Annotated in this window: 15 protein-coding genes; 10 read left to right on the top strand and 5 right to left on the bottom strand. The window is 64.2% G+C overall.

The annotated features are described in order from the left end of the window. Positions 1–357: 357 nt before the first annotated feature. A complete protein-coding gene (locus FAZ97_RS13295; protein WP_158758799.1) occupies positions 358–1,617 on the bottom strand; it encodes an SGNH/GDSL hydrolase family protein in 1,260 nt (419 codons plus the stop codon). Between the two features lie 251 nt (positions 1,618–1,868). Between FAZ97_RS13295 and paaA the strand changes: the two genes are divergently transcribed. The 8 genes from paaA (at position 1,869) to FAZ97_RS13335 (ending at position 8,166) form a co-directional block, all read left to right on the top strand. After that, the gene (paaA, locus tag FAZ97_RS13300; RefSeq protein WP_158758800.1) at positions 1,869–2,867 is read left to right on the top strand and encodes a 1,2-phenylacetyl-CoA epoxidase subunit PaaA; all 999 of its coding nucleotides are present in this window, start codon (positions 1,869–1,871) and stop codon (positions 2,865–2,867) included. Positions 2,868–2,894: 27 nt separating this feature from the next. Continuing rightward, positions 2,895–3,179, top strand: coding sequence for a 1,2-phenylacetyl-CoA epoxidase subunit PaaB (gene paaB / locus FAZ97_RS13305; protein WP_028203445.1), 285 nt, complete (start codon positions 2,895–2,897; stop codon positions 3,177–3,179). Between the two features lie 9 nt (positions 3,180–3,188). After that, positions 3,189–3,995 carry a 1,2-phenylacetyl-CoA epoxidase subunit PaaC gene (gene paaC / locus FAZ97_RS13310; protein ID WP_158758801.1) on the top strand — a complete coding sequence of 269 codons (807 nt, stop codon included), beginning with the start codon at positions 3,189–3,191 and terminating at the stop codon, positions 3,993–3,995. A gap of 29 nt (positions 3,996–4,024) precedes the next feature. Beyond that, positions 4,025–4,558 (top strand): 1,2-phenylacetyl-CoA epoxidase subunit PaaD, encoded by a 534-nt coding sequence (paaD, locus tag FAZ97_RS13315; protein WP_158758802.1) that lies wholly within the window; start codon positions 4,025–4,027, stop codon positions 4,556–4,558. A gap of 1 nt (position 4,559) precedes the next feature. After that, positions 4,560–5,648 (top strand): 1,2-phenylacetyl-CoA epoxidase subunit PaaE, encoded by a 1,089-nt coding sequence (gene paaE, locus FAZ97_RS13320; protein ID WP_158758803.1) that lies wholly within the window; start codon positions 4,560–4,562, stop codon positions 5,646–5,648. A gap of 165 nt (positions 5,649–5,813) precedes the next feature. Then, positions 5,814–6,638 carry a DUF1835 domain-containing protein gene (locus FAZ97_RS13325; RefSeq protein WP_158758804.1) on the top strand — a complete coding sequence of 275 codons (825 nt, stop codon included), beginning with the start codon at positions 5,814–5,816 and terminating at the stop codon, positions 6,636–6,638. 6 nt (positions 6,639–6,644) lie between these two features. Then, positions 6,645–7,247, top strand: a complete 603-nt coding sequence (locus FAZ97_RS13330; protein ID WP_158758805.1) for a TetR/AcrR family transcriptional regulator — start codon at positions 6,645–6,647, stop codon at positions 7,245–7,247. 253 nt (positions 7,248–7,500) lie between these two features. After that, entirely contained in the window at positions 7,501–8,166 is a 666-nt protein-coding gene (locus FAZ97_RS13335) for a GNAT family N-acetyltransferase (protein WP_158758806.1), read from the top strand. A gap of 83 nt (positions 8,167–8,249) precedes the next feature. Here the strand turns inward: FAZ97_RS13335 and FAZ97_RS13340 are convergent, their stop codons facing one another. Beyond that, positions 8,250–8,744, bottom strand: coding sequence for an Lrp/AsnC family transcriptional regulator (locus FAZ97_RS13340; protein WP_158758807.1), 495 nt, complete (start codon positions 8,742–8,744; stop codon positions 8,250–8,252). A gap of 140 nt (positions 8,745–8,884) precedes the next feature. On the opposite strand from FAZ97_RS13340, the gene hppD reads away from it, so the two are divergent. Further along, positions 8,885–9,982: a 4-hydroxyphenylpyruvate dioxygenase gene (gene hppD, locus FAZ97_RS13345; RefSeq protein WP_158758808.1), complete on the top strand. Its 1,098-nt coding sequence runs from the start codon at positions 8,885–8,887 to the stop codon at positions 9,980–9,982. 131 nt (positions 9,983–10,113) lie between these two features. Here hppD and FAZ97_RS13350 read toward each other — a convergent pair whose 3' ends face one another. Next, positions 10,114–10,302, bottom strand: coding sequence for a hypothetical protein (locus FAZ97_RS13350; protein WP_158758809.1), 189 nt, complete (start codon positions 10,300–10,302; stop codon positions 10,114–10,116). A gap of 406 nt (positions 10,303–10,708) precedes the next feature. Between FAZ97_RS13350 and FAZ97_RS13355 the strand changes: the two genes are divergently transcribed. Next, entirely contained in the window at positions 10,709–14,311 is a 3,603-nt protein-coding gene (locus FAZ97_RS13355; RefSeq protein ID WP_158758810.1) for an indolepyruvate ferredoxin oxidoreductase family protein, read from the top strand. Between the two features lie 95 nt (positions 14,312–14,406). Here the strand turns inward: FAZ97_RS13355 and FAZ97_RS13360 are convergent, their stop codons facing one another. Both FAZ97_RS13360 and FAZ97_RS13365 read right to left on the bottom strand, forming a co-directional pair. Further along, complete coding sequence (locus FAZ97_RS13360) at positions 14,407–16,692, bottom strand: NADP-dependent malic enzyme (protein WP_158758811.1); 2,286 nt, start codon at positions 16,690–16,692, stop codon at positions 14,407–14,409. A 212-nt stretch (positions 16,693–16,904) separates the two neighbouring features. Next, a complete protein-coding gene (locus FAZ97_RS13365) occupies positions 16,905–18,161 on the bottom strand; it encodes an MFS transporter (protein ID WP_158758812.1) in 1,257 nt (418 codons plus the stop codon). Between the last annotated feature and the right edge of the window lie 254 nt (positions 18,162–18,415).

An 18,415-nucleotide genomic window follows, 5' to 3' on the forward strand; every position in this document is an offset into this window, starting at 1 on the left:
ACTTTTGCTGCTCCCGGCTTCATTCCGAAGAACGAATCCGGGTCGCCACCGCATCAAGCGCCCACACTTATCGGCTGTAAATTTTTAAAGATCGTTCGCGAAAGCGCCGTTATCAACTTCGTACTGCCCGGCGTTTTCTGCGTTGCTGCGTCAGCAGCAGAGAAACGAGATTATGAAGAATCTTTTTCGCTTCGTCAACCCCTTTTTTTCGCTTACCGCTTAAAAAAGCTGCCGACTCCTGCGTCCGCCGGTTTCCGCGGCGGCCCTCGCTGCCTGACGTCAGAGACATCGAACGGCGAAGGGGGCGAATCTTAGCGCCCCCGCCAGCGCTGCGCAAGGGGGCGGCGCAAATATTCCTTACTTGCGGGCAAGGGCCTCCAGCGGCACAGCATTCGCCATCGCTGCGTAGCCCGCGTCGCTTGGGTGGATGTGGTCGCCGCTGTCGTACCCATATCGCAGACGCGTAGGCTCGGCCGGGTCGCGCAGCGCCGCATCGAAATCGACTACGCCATCGAATGCCCCGCTCGTCCGGATCCATTGGTTCACCGCCGTGCGGATCGCCTCGCGCTCCGGCGGCAGCGAAGCCGGCGTGAGCGTCGCACCGAAGATGCGCACGCCGCGCCCGTGCGCCTGGGCGATCACGCGGCGATAACCCGCGATCAGGTCGTTCGCATCGACATGCGTATGAGGAAAGTCGCAGTCGAGCCCCGATCGTGCCGGCATCGCCTGGAAGTTGATGTCGTTGATGCCAATGAGTAGCACTACCGTCTTCACGCCCGGGTGGCCGAGCGCGTCACGTCCGAAGCGCCGCTCGAGCGCCTCGCCGTAGCAAGGCGAATCGCTCAGCAGCCGATTGCCGCTAATGCCCAGGTCGATCACGGCGAGATCTGTGCGCTGCGACTCGGCGATGCGGCGCGCCAATGCATCCGGCCAGCGCCGGTTCTGATTGAGCGAGGAACGCATGCCATCGGTAATGGAATCGCCGATCGCCGCAACCGTCGAGGCCCCCGGCGCCTCGACCGCCAGCCCCGTGACCCACGCGAACTGGGTAAAGCGCTCGGTGAACGCGCCAATCGATGGCTCGGCGACGTGATTGCCCGGACGCGAGACGTAGTTCACCTGGTTCGCCACGCGGTGCCACGCGACCATCTTCTGCCCGGGTCCCATATAGGAACTAATGGCATAAGGCGCGTGCGCCTTCAGATCGATCTGTACCGGGTCGCTATCGAGCGCAGCGCCCGGAGGCACCGTCACCGCAGGCCGCCCGCCGAACGTTACACGCGCGGTTCCCGCCTCACTCGCCGCCGCGCCGCCCGCAGACGGTGCAATCGCCATCGCCTCGATCACGAGCGGCGTGCGCCCATAGAGGTTGCTGACATGCACCCGCGCAACGGTGCCGCCCAACGTCGGATACACGATCTGCCGGACAGTCCGCCCGGCAACCTCGGGCGCACGGTACAGCGCTGGGAGCGCATCGCGCTCGGGGATCGACTGCAGCGCCGTCGCCCAGCTCGTGACCCAAGGGCCCGAAGCTTGATCGGCGAATGCCGGAGACGCGGCGCCAAATGAAATGAACACTGCGGCCGCAGCCGCGAGAGGAGCAAAAGGAATCTTCATCCGTAAACAAGTGCGCAGGCAAAGGGGCATTGTGCCCCATGGCTCGGCCCACAGCCTTCCATCCGCCTGACAGTCCAGCGCACAAACCCACGGACAAGCTCCCCCCGCACAAAACCCAGGCAATCCCGCTGCCGCCCCGCTAAAACTCAACGGTAGGCGCGATCTTTTTGAGCCACCTCAAAAAATTCATTTACCGACCGGTCGGTTGGTTTATACTGCGCGACATACCCAACTTCGACGAGAGCGTCTCCATGTACACGCAATCCCTCGACATCCCCGGCAACGTTGCGCCGCTCGACGCGGGCGCAGCCTCGCCGGAGCAGGCGCAGTTCGACGCGATCATGGCCGCCGACGGCAAGATCGAGCCGCAGGACTGGATGCCCGATGCCTATCGCAAGACGCTCGTACGTCAGATCTCGCAGCACGCGCACTCGGAAATCGTCGGCATGCTGCCGGAAGGCAACTGGATCTCGCGCGCGCCGAGCCTCAAGCGCAAGGCGATCCTGCTTGCCAAGGTGCAGGACGAAGCGGGCCACGGCCTCTATCTCTATAGCGCGGCGGAAACGCTCGGCGTTTCGCGCGACCAACTGGTCGACGCACTGCACGCCGGCAAAGCCAAGTATTCGAGCATCTTCAATTACCCGACGCCCACGTGGGCGGACGTCGGCGTGATCGGCTGGCTCGTGGACGGCGCCGCGATCATGAACCAGATTCCGCTGTGCCGCTGCACCTACGGCCCGTACGCGCGCGCCATGATCCGCATCTGCAAGGAAGAGTCGTTCCACCAGCGCCAGGGCTTCGACGCCCTGCTCGCCATGATGAGCGGCACCGAAGCGCAACGCGAACTCGTGCAGCAGGCCGTGAACCGCTGGTGGTGGCCGGTGCTGATGATGTTCGGCCCGAGCGACGCCGATTCGGTCCACAGCAACCAGTCGGCCAAATGGGGGATCAAGCGCATCTCGAACGACGATCTGCGCCAGAAGTTCGTCGACGCGACGGTCGAGCAGGCCAAGGTGCTGGGCGTCACACTCCCCGACGCCGATCTGAAATGGAACGAAGCGCGCGGCCACTACGACTACGGCACGATCGACTGGGAAGAATTCTGGCGCGTCGTGAACGGCGACGGCCCGTGCAACCGCGAGCGTCTGGGCACGCGCGTGAAGGCGCACAACGAAGGCGCGTGGGTGCGCGAAGCCGCCCTCGCCCATGCCGAAAAGCAGCGCCAGCGCGCCGAAAAACACGCCGCGTAACTCATACAGGAAAGAAGGAGATCCACGATGAACAAGGAATGGCCGATCTGGGAAGTGTTCGTGCGCAGCAAGCAAGGCCTCGACCACAAGCACTGTGGCAGCCTGCACGCCTCCGACGCCTCGATGGCGCTGCGCATGGCACGCGACGTCTATACGCGCCGTCAGGAAGGCGTGAGCATCTGGGTGGTGCCGTCGTCGGCGATTACGGCATCGGATCCGAACGAGAAGGCTGAGCTCTTCGAGCCGGCCGGCGACAAGATCTATCGCCACCCGACGTTCTACACGCTGCCCGACGAAGTCAACCACATGTAAGAGCGCAACATGACGACGCCCACGCCTGAACAACTCGCGTACGTGCTGCGCCTCGCCGATACGGCGCTGATCCTCGGTCAGCGCAATACCGAATGGTGCGGCCACGGCCCGATCCTCGAAGAAGACATCGCGCTCGCCAACATGAGCCTCGACCTGATCGGTCAGGCGCGCCTGCTGTATACGCACGCCGCCACGCTCGAAAAAGCGCTCACCGGCCGCGACCGTACGGAAGACGACTACGCCTACTTCCGCGCCGAGCGCGAGTTCGCGAACTACACGCTCGCAGAGTTGCCGCACTTCGGCCCGCTCGCCGGCACGACGCATTCGGCGAACGACTACGCCGTGACGATCGTGCGCAACTTCCTCTACGCCTCGCTGATGGCGCATCTGTGGACCGCGCTGCTGCGCTCCGCCGACCCGCAGCTGGCCGCGATCGCCGAGCGCTCGATCAAGGAAACGCGTTACCACGTGCACCATGCACGCGAGTGGCTGATCCGTTTCGGCGACGGTACCGACGAATCGCACCGCCGCGCCCAGACCGCGCTCGACTGGCTCATGCCCTATACGCGCGAGTTCTTCAGCACCGACGCCGTGGAAACGGCCGTGGCCGAAGCCGGCATCGCGCCGCTCGCTGCCCAGCTCGAAGCTGCGTGGCGCTCTGATGTGGAAGCCGCGCTCGAGGAAGCCACGCTCGCCATGCCTGCGCCGGTGAAGCACGTCACGACCGGCAAACACGGTGAGCACTCCGAGCACATGGGTTTCGTGCTGGCCGAAATGCAGAGCCTCGCACGCCAGCACCCGGACGCACGCTGGTAAGCACCCCCGCAGGAAGAGAGGAAGTCACGATGCAAGCAACGGCAGATCACGCGCTCGAACGCGCCTGGGACGTGCTGGAATCGGTGCCAGATCCGGAGATCCCGGTCGTATCGATCCGCGAACTAGGCATCCTGCGCGACGTGCGCCGCGCCGCGGACGGCCAGATCGAAGTGGTCATCACGCCGACCTACTCCGGCTGCCCGGCGATGTCGCAGATCGCAGAAGACGTCGCGCACGCACTCGACGCCGCCGCGCTCGCGCCGTACCGCATCGCGACGACCCTGTCGCCCGCGTGGACCACCGACTGGATCACCGACGAAGCGCGCGAGAAGCTGCGCGCCTATGGCATCGCGCCGCCTACGGGCAACTGCGGCTCTGGACCTCAATCGGCCGAACAGCCGATCAGCTTCATGGCGAAACCTAAGCCACTGCCCGCGCCCGCCTGCCCGCACTGCGGCTCGAAGCACACCGAACGCCTCGCGCAGTTCGGCTCGACCGCCTGCAAGGCGCTCTACCGCTGCATCGACTGCCGCGAACCCTTCGACTATTTCAAACCGTACTGATATGGCCACTCCGCAATTCCATTCGCTGCGCATCCGCGAAGTGCGGCCCGAAACCGCGGACGCGGTCTCTGTCGCTTTCGAAGTCCCGCCCGAACTGCGCGACGCGTATCGCTTCACGCAGGGTCAGTTCGTCACGCTCAAGACCCACATCGACGGCGAAGAAACGCGCCGTTCGTACTCGATCTGCGTGGGCGTGACCGACTACGATCGCGACGGCGAACTGCGCATCGGCATCAAGCGCGTGCGCGGCGGGCGTTTCTCGAACTTCGCGTTCGATCAGCTCGCACCGGGCCACGAGATCGAGGTGATGACGCCCGATGGCCGCTTCTTCACGCACCTGAACGCCGAGCACGGCAAGCATTACGTGGCGTTCTCGGGCGGTTCGGGCATCACGCCCGTGCTCGCGATCATCAAGACGACGCTCGAAACCGAGCCGCGCAGCGCCTTCACGCTCGTGTACGGCAACCGCAGCGTCGACGCGATCATGTTCGCCGAAGAGCTGGAAGACCTGAAGAACCGCTTCATGAGCCGCTTCCGCCTCTATCACGTGCTCTCGGACGACCTGCAGGACGTCGAGCTGTTCAACGGCGTGCTCGATCAGGCCAAGTGCGCGGCATTCCTCGAAACGCTGCTGCCGGCCGACGAGATCGACGAAGCGTTCATCTGCGGGCCCGGTCCGATGATGGATGCCGCCGAAACCGCGTTCAGGGACGCGGGCGTGCCGCCGCAGAAAGTGCACGTGGAGCGCTTCGGCTCGCCGCTGCCGCAGGCGGGCGTGCCGAACGTCGAGATCACCGAAAGCACGCCGGCCGCCGACCTCGAAATCGTCATCGACGGCAAGAAGCGCAAGATGCGCCTGCCGTACGAGGGCGTGAGCCTGCTCGACGTCGGCCTGAAGGCGGGTCTGGCACTGCCTTACGCGTGCAAGGGCGGCGTGTGCTGCACCTGCCGCGCCAAGGTGCTTGAAGGCGAAGTGAAGATGGACAAGAACTACACGCTCGAGGAGCAGGAGGTGAAGGACGGCTTCGTGCTCACCTGCCAGTGCCATCCGGTGAGCGAACGTGTGGTCGTGAGTTTCGACGAACGCTAAGGCGTTAGAGCAACAGCACGCTTTCGGCCTACAGGCGATCCGCTTACACTAGGGGCCGCCCGTCGGTGTTGCAGCGCAGCGCTGCGACACCCGCGGGCGGCTCCTTTTGTTATTTGCGTGCTTTCGGGCTTACAGGGCGTTCGTCGTGAACGCAACGAGTTGTCGATGACCACGATTCACCTCATTTACGGCGAGCCGGCCGCGGCGGCGCTGCGTCAGGCTCTCGAAGCGGCAGGCAGGCCGGACCGCGTGATCGCCCTGCGCGACGACCTGACGGTCGGTCCGTTGCGCGACATCGACGTGGCGGGCGACCCCGGCGTGGCGCTACGCGCCGCGTTCTGGGAGCGCCTTGGCGATGTCCCGCCAGCCCTTGCACACGACGACTGCGCGGCGCTGACCGCCCTCGAAGCCGACGATTCCCACGTGGTGATCTGGCACACGCACGACGCCGCCCACCAGCTCGCGCTGCGGCGGGTCTGCTATCGCCTGCGCGATGTCCCGCAGCGCTTGAACGAAGTGCGCCTGACCGTCGACGAAATCTCGGGCCCGAACGCGGCCGCCTGCATCGAGGCGCGCCTGCCCGACGCCGCGCCGATCTCGGTGCTGCGCATCACGCGTCTCGCGCTGGAGTGGCAGGAAGCCAAGTTCGCCAACGGCGAGACCCGCCGCTGGCGCGACAACACCTTTACGAGCGGCACGTGGAGCGACCTCGACGCCATGATCCTCGGCGTGCTCGACGCCCACGAGGACCTTCCGGCGGATGCGTCCTGGCTCGCCAGCGACGCGCTCGGCGCCGAACTCACGCGTGGCGGGGCCGGCTTCACGGTTGGCGAGCCGGTCGTGTTGTGGCGCCTGCGCGAGCTGTGTGCGGCAGAAGAACTGCGCCTGCGCGACGATATGTGCGCCGCCTGCGCCCCGCTTGCCGCGGCTGCTCGCGCCGCGCGTCCGCCGCTTCCGCAAACCGCCGCGCATCTTTCCCTCCCCCGCTGAATTCCCATGGCACGCACCCGAGCGCCCGACCATGAAACCCAACGCGACCAGATCCTCGAACTCGCTGCCGCCAAATTCGCGCAGACGAGCTACCCGAGCACCTCGATGTCGGACCTCGCCGCGGCCAGCGGCACCTCGAAGGCCAGGCTCTATCACTATTACGAGAGCAAGGAAGCGATCCTCTTCGATCTGCTCGATCGCTACACCAAGCGGCTCATGCTGATCATCGCGGAGGTGGAGGGTGCGAGCCAGCGGCGCGGTCACGACGAACGCGAGAGCTTCGCCGAGCTGATTCGCGCGTTTCTCGCGGAATACGAAACCTCGCACAGCCGCCACGTGGCGCTCCTGAACGACGTCAAATACCTAGTGGACGCCCAGCGCGAGATCATCCTGAACCGCCAGCGCGACGTGGTCGCCGCCTTTACGCGTCAACTCGCGCGCGCGTACCCCGGCAGGGTCACGAGCGAAAACCAGACCGCGCTGACGATGATGGTGTTCGGCATGATCAACTGGACGTTCACGTGGCTCAAACCGGGCGGCCGCATGGGCTATCGGGACTTCGCCGAGCAGGTGATCGCCATGGTCGATCACGGGCTGAAGGGTGCCTGAGCGGCGCTTTAGCGGAGCCGAAATTTTCGGGCCAGATTGTTGCGGTGCGACATGATGCACCATGACAACAGTTGACACGTCAAACGACCAGAAAAATTATCCGTTTATAATCAAAAGTTTGCGTCTATATCATTATTAATTAGGCGCAACACTCAAATTTACACTCCGGGTTTTCCCTAGAGGGCACCCAGGGTTTCCGCTAGAATGCGTTTTGCGCTGCATCATGCGGCATGCATTTTAAGGAGAACCCACCATGAACCCGCTTTCGACCCAAGCCAACGTGCCGATCATTTCGTCCGCTCGTCCGCTGACGTCCGGTCATGCGCCCGTCATGGTGCGAGTGCTCACCTCGGCAGACCGCGAACGCCTGCTCGCGCACTTTCTCACGCTCGATAGCGACGACCGCCTGCTGCGCTTCGGGCAGGCCGCTCCGGACCACGTGATCGAAAAGTACGTGCGCTCGATGGACTTCACGCGCGACACCGTGTTCGGCGTGTTCGACCACCAGCTGCAACTCGTGGGCGTCGGCCACCTGGCCTACCTGCCGGCGGACGGCAACGGCCGCACCGCCGAGTTCGGCGTGTCCGTGCTGGAAAGCGCGCGCGGCCAGGGCATCGGCTCGAAGCTGTTCGAGCGCGCCGCCATCCGCAGCCGCAACACGCACGTCACCACGCTTTATATGCACTGCCTGTCGCGCAACTCGACGATGATGCACATCGCCAAGAAGTCGGGCATGAAGATCGAGTACGCCTATGGCGAAGCCGACGCCTATCTCTCGCTCGAGCCGGCCGACCAGAGCAGCATCATCGCTGAAATGCTCCAGGAGCAAGCCGCCGTGTTCGACTACGCGCTCAAGCGTCAGGCGCGCCAGGCCAGCAAACTGATGGAAACGATCCTGCCGCAAGCTGTCGCGGCGTGACTCCTGCCCTTCGGGACAGACTGATGCACTGAAAAAAGCGGCTTCGGCCGCTTTTTTTGCACCTGCTGTACGGCGCCGCGCAATCAGCGAATGGGCAAAGCCGTTGTTTCCTTGAACGTATCGAGCGAAAAGCTGGACTTCACGTCGATCACCGAAGGATGGTGCAGCAACTGGTCCTGTACGAAGCGCGAGAAGTGCGCCATATCCTCCACCTGCACGCGCAGCAGGAAATCCATGTCGCCCGTCATGGCGTGGCAGGCCACCACCTCTGGCCACGTTTGCACGGCAGCGCGAAACAGCTCCGCGTGCGTCACGCCCTCGCGCCCCGCCGCCGTGGGCCCGCGCTTTTCCAGCCGTACGTTCACGTAGGCAAGCAGATCGAGTCCTAGCTTCTGCGCATCGAGCAGCGCCACGTAGCTGCGAATCACGCCGCTTTCTTCCAGCCGCCGGATGCGCCGCAAGCATGGGCTCGGTGAGAGATTCACGCGCTCCGCGATCTCCTGATTCGAAAGCCGCCCATTCTCCTGAAGGATCGCCAGAATTCGCCTGTCGATCGCATCCAATTCGATGTCTGCCATTTTCTGCCTTCTGCTCATCTATTCAAGGCAGTTTATAGCGCAAATCGCTGGTCGCACGACCCAACTCGCAAGTTTTCGCCCAATACGGCGGACTACACTGTGCTCCACGAAATCTGATTTACATCAGTCAGGAGACAACCATGCAGGTTCCCAACTGGGAGAACCCCGTCGGCACCGACGGCTTCGAGTTCATCGAATACACCGCGCCGGACCCCAAGGCGCTCGGCAAACTGTTCGAACGCATGGGCTTCACCGCCATCGCGCGCCATCGCCACAAAGACGTGACGCTCTACCGTCAGGGCGACATCAACTTCATCGTCAATGGCGAACCCGACTCGTTCGCCCAGCGCTTCGCGCGTCTGCATGGTCCGTCGATCTGCGCGATCGCCTTCCGCGTGCAGGACGCCGCCAAGGCCTACAAGCACGCGCTCGAACTCGGCGCGTGGGGCTTCGACAACAAAACGGGCCCGATGGAGCTGAACATTCCGGCGATCAAGGGCATTGGCGACTCGCTGATCTATTTCGTCGACCGCTGGCGCGGCAAGAACGGCGCGACGCCGGGCAGCATTGGCGATATCAGCATCTATGACGTCGACTTCGAGCCGATTGCGGGCGCCGAGCAAAACCCCGTCGGCCACGGCCTCACCTATATCGACCACCTCACGCACAACGTCCACCGCGGCCGCATGGCCGAATGGGCCGAGTTCTACGAACGGCTCTTCAACTTCCGCGAAATCCGCTACTTCGACATCGAAGGCAAGGTTACGGGCGTGAAGTCGAAGGCGATGACATCGCCCTGCGGCAAGATCCGTATTCCGATCAACGAGGAAGGCGGCGAAACGGCCGGCCAGATCCAGGAATACCTCGACGCCTATCACGGTGAAGGCATCCAGCACATCGCGCTCGGCACGAACGACATCTACCGCACCGTGGATGGCCTGCGCGCCAAAGAAATCGCACTGCTCGACACGATCGACACGTACTACGAGCTCGTGAACCGCCGCGTTCCCGGCCACACCGAGCCGCTGGAAGAACTGAAGAAGCGCAAGATCCTGATCGACGGCCTGCCCGAAGACCTGCTGCTGCAGATCTTCACGGAGAACCAGATCGGCCCGATCTTCTTCGAGATCATCCAGCGCAAGGGCAACCAGGGCTTCGGCGAAGGCAACTTCAAGGCGCTGTTCGAATCGATCGAACTCGACCAGATCCGCCGCGGCGTGGTCCAGGACAAAGCCTGACGGATCAGGGTAGGGCCAGAAAAAAAGGGCGAAGATCACGCGATCTTCGCCCTTTTTGCCTTTTGAATCCGCCGCCGCACACCCCGGCGACGCATTCAGATGAATGGAATGCTGCGCGGATCAGCGCGGCATCAGGATTTGCGTTCGGCCTTCGCGGCCGGCATGGCGTTCGTATCAGCCTTCATGCTCAGCGTGTACTGGGCGCATCGGGTCGTCGCACTCTCGCCGCTCCTCGTGCTGGCGTTGGAATGCAGCGGCGCGCTCATAGCGAAGAACGCGGCCGAGACCGTCAGAAAGGTCTGGATATGTCGATTGTTCATGCTGGACTCCTTTTTTAGACTGCCTGTCGCAGTAGTGCCCCTTTTAAAAACTGTTATCAGCCAGGGAAGCTGCGCGGTTCGCACAGGTGAGGGAGTTAGACAGGATATTCAAGACCGGTTCCCATGTAGTGCAAGTTTTACACGTTGTTACTCCTCAGAGGAATTCGATACATCCTTTATTACACTGGGGTTTCAGGCCACCTGCGCGGCGCGACGCCACGGGCCCAAAACATGCCGCGCAGTGCGGCGCGGCGCTCGGAGCCCCGAAGCGGCGGGTTTATCCGAGTGCTACTATCGAAAGAAAGAAGCCAATATGGCGACCCCGGCCAACGCATTCACAAGATGCCGAGGCCCCTGAAGTTCTGGCGATCCCACAACGGATTGGTTGGATGGAGGAAGACACATAATGAATGCCCCGCTAGACGCAGGTCAGCGCGCTTCGCTCGAAGCCGCACTCGCTTCCGTCACGCTCGACGATAAATACACCCTCGAACGCGGCCGCGCATACATGAGCGGCATCCAGGCGCTGGTCCGCCTGCCGATGCTGCAGCAGGAGCGCGACAAGGCCGCCGGTCTCAATACCGCGGGGTTCATCTCAGGCTATCGTGGCTCGCCCCTCGGCGGTCTCGATCAGTCCCTCTGGAAGGCGAAGCAGCATCTCGCCGCGCATCAAATCGTATTTCAGCCTGGCGTGAACGAAGACCTCGCCGCGACCGCCGTTTGGGGCTCGCAGCAGGTGAACCTGTACCCGTCCGCGAAATACGACGGCGTGTTTTCGATGTGGTATGGCAAGGGCCCAGGCGTCGACCGCAGCGGCGACGTGTTCAAGCACGGCAATTCGGCGGGCTCCTCGCCTCATGGCGGTGTGCTCGTGCTCGCCGGCGACGACCACGCGGCGAAATCGTCCACGCTCGCGCACCAGTCGGAGCACCTCTTCAAGGCCTGCGGCCTGCCGGTGCTGTTCCCGTCGAACGTGCAGGAATATCTCGATTTCGGCCTGCACGGCTGGGCGATGAGCCGCTATTCGGGCCTCTGGGTCGCGATGAAATGCGTGACCGACGTGGTCGAATCGTCGGCTTCGGTCGAAATCGACCCGCATCGCACGAACATCATCCTGCCCGAAGATTTCGTGATGCCCGAAGGCGGCCTGAACATCCGCTGGCCCGATCCGCCGCTCGTGCAGGAAGCGCGTCTGCTCGACTACAAGTGGTACGCGGGTCTCGCCTACGTGCGCGCCAACAAGCTCGACCGCATCGAGATCGATTCGCCGCATGCGCGCTTTGGCATCATCACCGGCGGCAAGGCGTATCTCGACGTGCGTCAGGCGCTCACCGACCTCGGTCTCGACGACGAAACCTGTTCGCGTATCGGCATCCGCCTCTACAAGGTTGGCTGCGTGTGGCCACTCGAAGCGCAGGGCGCGCACGCCTTTGCGCGCGGCCTCGAAGAGATTCTCGTGGTTGAGGAAAAGCGTCAGATTCTCGAATACGCGATCAAGGAAGAGCTGTACAACTGGCCCGACGCGCAGCGTCCGCGCGTGTACGGCAAGTTCGACGAGAAAGACGGCGCCGGCGGCGAATGGTCGGTGCCGATGGGCAACTGGCTGCTGCCGGCGCACTACGAGCTTTCGCCGGCGATCATCGCGAAAGCGATCTCCACGCGGCTCGAAAAATTCGAATTGCCCTCCGACGTGCGCGCGCGAATCGCGGCGCGCATGACCGTGATCGATGCGAAGGAAAAGGCGCTCGCGAAACCGCGCGTGCAGGTCGAGCGCAAGCCGTGGTTCTGTTCCGGCTGCCCGCACAACACATCGACGAACGTGCCCGAAGGCTCGCGCGCCATGGCCGGCATCGGCTGCCATTACATGACCGTGTGGATGGACCGCAACACGAGCACGTTCAGCCAGATGGGCGGCGAAGGCGTCGCGTGGGTCGGTCAGGCGCCGTTCACGAACGACAAGCACGTGTTCGCCAACCTCGGCGACGGCACCTATTTCCACTCGGGCCTGCTCGCCATTCGCGCGGCAATCGCCTCGAAGGCGAACATCACCTACAAGATTCTCTATAACGACGCAGTGGCGATGACGGGCGGACAGCCCGTGGACGGCACGCTCACCGTGCCGCAAATTACACATCAGGTCGCCGCCGAAGGCGCGGCGAAGATCGCGATCGTCACCGACGAACCCGAGAAGTACGAAGGTGAACCCGCCACGAAGCTCGCGCCGGGCGTGACGATTCACCACCGCGACCAGCTCGACGCGATCCAGCGCGAGCTGCGCGAAGTTCCCGGCACGACGATCCTGATCTACGACCAGACCTGCGCCACCGAAAAGCGCCGCCGCCGCAAGCGCGGCACGTATCCGGACCCGGCAAAGCGCGTAGTCATCAACGAGGCCGTGTGCGAAGGCTGCGGCGACTGCTCGGTGCAATCGAACTGCCTGAGCGTCGAGCCGCTCGATACGGAATACGGCACGAAGCGTCAGATCAACCAGTCCACCTGCAACAAGGACTTTTCGTGTCTGAAGGGCTTCTGCCCGAGCTTCGTGACGGTGGAAGGCGGTCAGTTGCGCAAACCGAAGACGAGCAGCGTGGCGAACGAGGCGATGCCCGGCGTGCCGACGCCCGACGTGCCCGCGATCGGCCGCCCCTACGGCGTGCTCGTGACGGGCGTGGGCGGCACCGGCGTGGTGACGATCGGCGCGCTGCTCGGCATGGCCGCGCACCTCGAAGCCAAGGGCGTGACCGTGCTCGACGTAACCGGCCTCGCGCAAAAAGGCGGCGCGGTGATGAGCCACGTGCAGATCGCCAACCGGCCCGACGACATCCACGCCACCCGCATCGCCATGGGTGAAGCGAACCTCGTGATCGGCTGCGACGCCATCGTGACGGCGGGCGACGACTGCGTTTCGCGCATGCAGGAAGGCATGACGCACGTCGTGCTCAACAGCGCGCCCACGCCGACCGCCGAATTCATCAAGAATCCGCAGTGGCAGTTCCCGGGCTCCAACACCGAAGCCGATGTGCGCGCCGCAGCGGGCACGGACAACGTCGCGACCGTCGATGCGAACCGCTATGCGCTCGCGCTGCTCGGCGACGCGATCTACACGAATCCCTTCGTGCTCGGCTACGCGTGGCAAAAGGGCTGGCTGCCGCTCACGCACGAGTCGCTCGTGCGCGCGATCGAGTTGAACGCGGTGCAGGTCGAGAAGAATCTCGCGGCGTTCGAATGGGGCCGGCGTGTCGCGCATGATCGCGCGGCGGTCGATCAACTCGTAAAAAAGCCACTGCCCGAGCAGAACGCGGATGCTGCCGGCGCAAAGATCGTTTCGCTGCATACGCCGAAAGCGCTCGATGCGCTCGTCGCCAAGCGTGCCGACTATCTCGCTGCGTATCAGAACGACGCATATGCCGCACGCTATCGCGCGCTGGTCGCGGAAGTTCGCGCTGCCGAAGGCAAGCTCGAGCGCCCTGACGGCCAGTTCACGCTGACCGAGGCCGTCGCGAAGAATCTGCACAAGCTGATGGCGTACAAGGACGAGTACGAAGTGGCGCGCCTCTACGCGGACCCGGCGTTCATCGAGAAGATCAAGGCGAGCTTCGAAGGCGACTGGAAGGTCAACTTCCATCTTGCACCGCCCTCGTTCGCGAAGCACGACGACAAGGGCCATCTGCTGAAGAAGCAGTACGGTCCGCGCATGCTAACCGCCATGCGCATGCTGGCGAAGCTCAAGTTCCTGCGCGGCACGGCGCTCGATCCGTTCGGCCGCACCGAGGAACGCCGTCACGAACGCGCGCTGATCGGCGAGTACGCGGCGCTGATGCGCGAGGTGATCGGCGGTTTGAGCGAGACGAATCTGCCGCTCGCGCTGGAACTCGCGAATCTGCCCGACGCGATTCGCGGTTACGGCCACGTGAAGGAAAACAACCTGAAGGCTACGCGCGCGAAGTGGACCACGCTGCTCGCGAAGTGGCGCTCGCCGGAAAACGGTGCGGCACGACACGCGGCTTGATGCTTTCTTGAAGCGGTAAAAAGCAAGGGCGCTCCGTGGGGTCAGTTCACCCCGCGGAGCGCCCTTTTCACATCAGGCGAATGTCGAAAGCGCGCTTACTTCGCCGCCGCCTTCGCCACGTTCGCGTTAGCCGAAGCCACCGCCGTCATGTTGATGATGCGTCGCACCGTCGCCGCCGGCGTGAGAATGTGGACCGGCTTCGACGCACCCAGCAGGAACGGGCCCACCGTCACGCCTTCGCCGCCAATCACCTTCAGCAGGTTGTACGCGATGTTGGCTGCTTCCACGTTCGGCATGATCAGCAGGTTGGCTTCGCCCGTGAGCGTGGTGCCCGGGAACGACTGCTTGCGGATCAGCTCGGAAAGCGCCGCGTCGCCGTGCATTTCACCGTCCACTTCGAGCTGCGGATCGCGCGCGGCGATCAGCTCACGCGCGGCCTGCATGCGCTGCGACGTCGACGAACGCACGCTGCCGAAGTTCGACGACGAAAGCAGCGCCACCTTCGGCGTGATGCCGAACTTCTCGATTTCGCGCGAGGCGAGGATCGTCATGTCGGCGAGCTGCTCGGCGCTCGGCACTTCGTTCACGTACGTATCGCTGATGAAGATGTTGCGGCCCGGCAGCATGAGCAGGTTCATCGCCGCGTAGTTCTCGGCTTCCTTCGCCTTGCCGAACACCTGATCGACGAACTTGAGGTGATAGTCGAAGCTGTTTAGCAGACCGCAGATCATGCCGTCGGCGTCGCCCAGATGCACGAGGATCGCGCCGATCAGCGTGTTGAACTTGCGCACCGAAGCCTTCGCCACGTCAGGCGTGATGCCCTGGCGCGCGCCGAGTTCGTGGTATGCCTGCCAGCTCTTCTGAAAGCGCGGATCGTCTTCCGGATCGACGATCTCGAAGTCGGTGCCCGGACGCAGCTTCGAGCCCATCTTCTTCAGGCGCATTTCCACGACCGAAGGACGGCCCACGATGATCGGCTTCGCGATCTTCTCGTTGAGCACGAACTGCGCGGCGCGCAGCACGCGCTCGTCTTCGCCCTCGGCGAACACGATGCGCGCGCAGTTGGCCTTCGCGGCCGCGAACACCGGACGCATGACCATGCCCGAGCGGTAGACCGTCGCGCCGAGCTGCTCGCGGTAGGCGTCCATGTCCTGGATCGGACGCGTGGCCACGCCCGAATCCATCGCGGCTTGCGCCACGGCCGGCGCGATCTTGATGATGAGGCGCGGGTCGAACGGCTTCGGAATCAGGTATTCCGGGCCGAATTCGAGCGTGTGGCCTTCATAGGCCTTCGCCACTTCGTCGCCCTGATCGGTTTCCTCGGCGAGTTCCGCGATCGCGCGCACGCAGGCGAGCTTCATCTCTTCCGTGATGGTGGTCGCGCCCACGTCCAGCGCGCCGCGGAAGATGAACGGGAAGCACAGCACGTTGTTGACCTGGTTCGGATAGTCCGAACGGCCCGTGGCGATGATCGCGTCCGGGCGCACCTTCTTCGCTTCTTCCGGGCGGATTTCCGGCTCCGGGTTCGCGAGAGCGAGGATCAGCGGCTTGTCGCCCATTTCCTTGACCATCTCGGCCTTGAGCACGCCCGCGCTCGAGCAGCCGAGGAACACGTCTGCCGCCTTGATCGCGTCGCCGAGCGTGCGCGCTTCGGTGTTGGCCGCATAGCGCGCCTTCGACGGATCGAGATTGCCGCGCCCTTCGTAGATCACGCCCTTCGAGTCGGTGACGAGGATGTTCTCTTTCTTCAGACCCAGCTTCACGAGCAGGTCCAGACACGCGATGGCCGCTGCGCCCGCGCCCGAGCACACGAGCTTCACGCTGCCGAGATCCTTGCCCACGACCTTCAGGCCGTTGAGGATCGCAGCGGACGCGATGATGGCCGTGCCGTGCTGGTCGTCGTGGAAGACGGGAATCTTCATGCGCTCGCGCAGCTTCTGCTCGATGTAGAAGCACTCGGGCGCCTTGATGTCTTCGAGGTTGATGCCGCCGAGCGTCGGCTCGAGCATGGCAATGGCGTCGACGAGCTTGTCCGGGTCCAGTTCGTCGAGTTCGATGTCGAACACGTCGATGCCTGCGAACTTCTTGAAGAGACAACCCTTGCCTTCCATGACCGGCTTGGCCGCTAGCGGGCCGATGTTGCCGAGGCCGAGCACGGCCGTGCCGTTCGTCACGACGCCGACGAGGTTGGCGCGCGAGGTGTACTTCTGCGCATCGAGCGGATCGGCGTGGATCGCCTCGCAAGCGGCCGCAACGCCGGGCGAGTAGGCAAGCGAAAGATCGAGCTGATTCGAGAGCGGTTTGGTCGGCGTGACCGAGATCTTGCCGGGCTTCGGATTCTGGTGATACGCGAGCGCGCTTTGCTTCAGTTGTTCATCCATTTTCAGGCCTGCCTGGACATGAGAGACGTGAGAGAGAGAATTCTTTTATGGTCGTAGGCCCGCCGGTTCGCGCGGCACGAGCGTTCCAGCAGGGCCGATTAGTGTACACCTCGCGCCATTCGCGTCCACGTGGGTCAAAGACTGATACCGGGAATTCGCGAGGCCGATACTGCGGCCTCGCAGCGCGCTTTCGTCTGACCGATGCGCCTTGATTATTCGAGCGCGGCGCCGCGCCGTTCGGGGATCAGGAGGAGGGTCGCGAGAATATCGAGCACGTAGATGGCGGCGAGCATGCCGAGCGCCGCCGTGAAGGAATACCGTGCGGCCAGTGCGCCCACGGCGAGCGGCCCGAAGCCGCCCACGGCGCGGCCGATGTTGAACAACACGTTTTGCGCGGTGGCGCGTGCGGCGGTCGGGTACAGCTCGGAAATGAGCGCGCCATAGCCGCCAATCATGCCGTTGACGAACACGCCCATCGCCGCGCCGCCGATCAGCAACGCAAACGGCGTGGAAAGCTGCGCGTAGACGAACACCATGACCACGGCGCCGGCTTGATAGAAGAGGAAGGCAGGCCGGCGGCCGAACCGGTCGGCCGCGATGCCGAACAGCCAGATGCCGAGCGCCATGCCGGCAACGGTCGCGGCAGTCCAGAGCCCCGACTTGGTCAGCGAATAGCCGAAGGACTTCGAAAGGTAGGCGGGCAGCCAGATCATCAGCCCGTAGTAACCGAAGTTCTGCACCGAGCACAGCACGGCCACGCCCAGGCTCGCGCGCGCGGTGCTTGCGTCGGCCACGAGCATGCGCAGCGCGCGCGGACGCTCGGCCTTGGTCGCGGCAGCCACGCGCTGCGTATGCGCGACGAAAAGCTCGGGCTCCTCCACGCGCCGGCGCACCACGAACGACACGACCGCCGGCAGCAGCCCGATGGCGAACATACCGCGCCAGCCGATCAGCGGGAGTAAAAGCGGCGTGAGCAGCGCCGCGGCCAGCACGCCCAGTTGCCAGCCGAGCCCGACATACGACGACGCCCGCGCGCGCAGCTGCGCGGGCCACGCCTCGGCAACGAGCGCCATGCCAATGCCGAATTCGCCGCCCAGCCCGATGCCCGCGATCGTCCGGTAGACGAGCAAGTCGCCATAGCCGCGCGCCAGCGCGCACATGCCCGTAAAGACGGCGAACAGCAGGATGGTCCACGTGAGCACACGCACGCGCCCGTAGCGGTCGCTCAACAGCCCGAAGACGATGCCGCCCACCACCGCGCCGACAAGCGTCCAGGTGACGAGCGCGCCCGCCTGCGCGGCGGAGAGATGCAGATCGGCGCTGATCGCGGGCAGCATGAAGCCGAGCATCAGCAGATCGAAGCCGTCCATGGCGTAGCCGAGCACCGAAGCGACGAGCGCACGCAAGGCGTGGCCGCGCGGGGTGGCGGCCGGGTTGGCGGAGGCTCCGGGCGGGGAAACTGCGGTCATGAGGGCAATCCTGAGAAACGTGCGCCGACGGGGGACGCAAACCGGCGTGAGTGTAAAGGCGTGGCCGGGCCGTCACAACCGCACGGCAAACCGCGACTACCGTAGCGCCGCTGGCGTTCGCGCCCCACATCGCTGTCGGCAGTTGCCATCGCGACTCGTCGGAGATCGTCAAGTCGGGTAAAATACCGGCCTACGCGCGCACGAGAAGCCGTCCGGACCGGGCGAGTCGCCTTGACCCCTTGCAGTCGGAAAGG

Source organism: Paraburkholderia acidiphila, from assembly GCF_009789655.1.
Lineage (GTDB): Bacteria > Pseudomonadota > Gammaproteobacteria > Burkholderiales > Burkholderiaceae > Paraburkholderia > Paraburkholderia acidiphila.

Coding starts and splice junctions, on each gene's coding strand:
- paaB (WP_028203445.1), top strand. CDS start 2,895: ATGAACAAGGAATGGCCGATCTGGGAAGTGTTCGTGCGCAGCAAGCAA.
- FAZ97_RS13355 (WP_158758810.1), top strand. CDS start 10,709: ATGAATGCCCCGCTAGACGCAGGTCAGCGCGCTTCGCTCGAAGCCGCA.
- paaD (WP_158758802.1), top strand. CDS start 4,025: ATGCAAGCAACGGCAGATCACGCGCTCGAACGCGCCTGGGACGTGCTG.
- FAZ97_RS13330 (WP_158758805.1), top strand. CDS start 6,645: ATGGCACGCACCCGAGCGCCCGACCATGAAACCCAACGCGACCAGATC.
- hppD (WP_158758808.1), top strand. CDS start 8,885: ATGCAGGTTCCCAACTGGGAGAACCCCGTCGGCACCGACGGCTTCGAG.
- paaA (WP_158758800.1), top strand. CDS start 1,869: ATGTACACGCAATCCCTCGACATCCCCGGCAACGTTGCGCCGCTCGAC.
- FAZ97_RS13350 (WP_158758809.1), bottom strand. CDS start 10,302: ATGAACAATCGACATATCCAGACCTTTCTGACGGTCTCGGCCGCGTTC.
- FAZ97_RS13340 (WP_158758807.1), bottom strand. CDS start 8,744: ATGGCAGACATCGAATTGGATGCGATCGACAGGCGAATTCTGGCGATC.
- FAZ97_RS13360 (WP_158758811.1), bottom strand. CDS start 16,692: ATGGATGAACAACTGAAGCAAAGCGCGCTCGCGTATCACCAGAATCCG.
- FAZ97_RS13325 (WP_158758804.1), top strand. CDS start 5,814: ATGACCACGATTCACCTCATTTACGGCGAGCCGGCCGCGGCGGCGCTG.
- FAZ97_RS13335 (WP_158758806.1), top strand. CDS start 7,501: ATGAACCCGCTTTCGACCCAAGCCAACGTGCCGATCATTTCGTCCGCT.
- paaE (WP_158758803.1), top strand. CDS start 4,560: ATGGCCACTCCGCAATTCCATTCGCTGCGCATCCGCGAAGTGCGGCCC.
- paaC (WP_158758801.1), top strand. CDS start 3,189: ATGACGACGCCCACGCCTGAACAACTCGCGTACGTGCTGCGCCTCGCC.
- FAZ97_RS13295 (WP_158758799.1), bottom strand. CDS start 1,617: ATGAAGATTCCTTTTGCTCCTCTCGCGGCTGCGGCCGCAGTGTTCATT.
- FAZ97_RS13365 (WP_158758812.1), bottom strand. CDS start 18,161: ATGACCGCAGTTTCCCCGCCCGGAGCCTCCGCCAACCCGGCCGCCACC.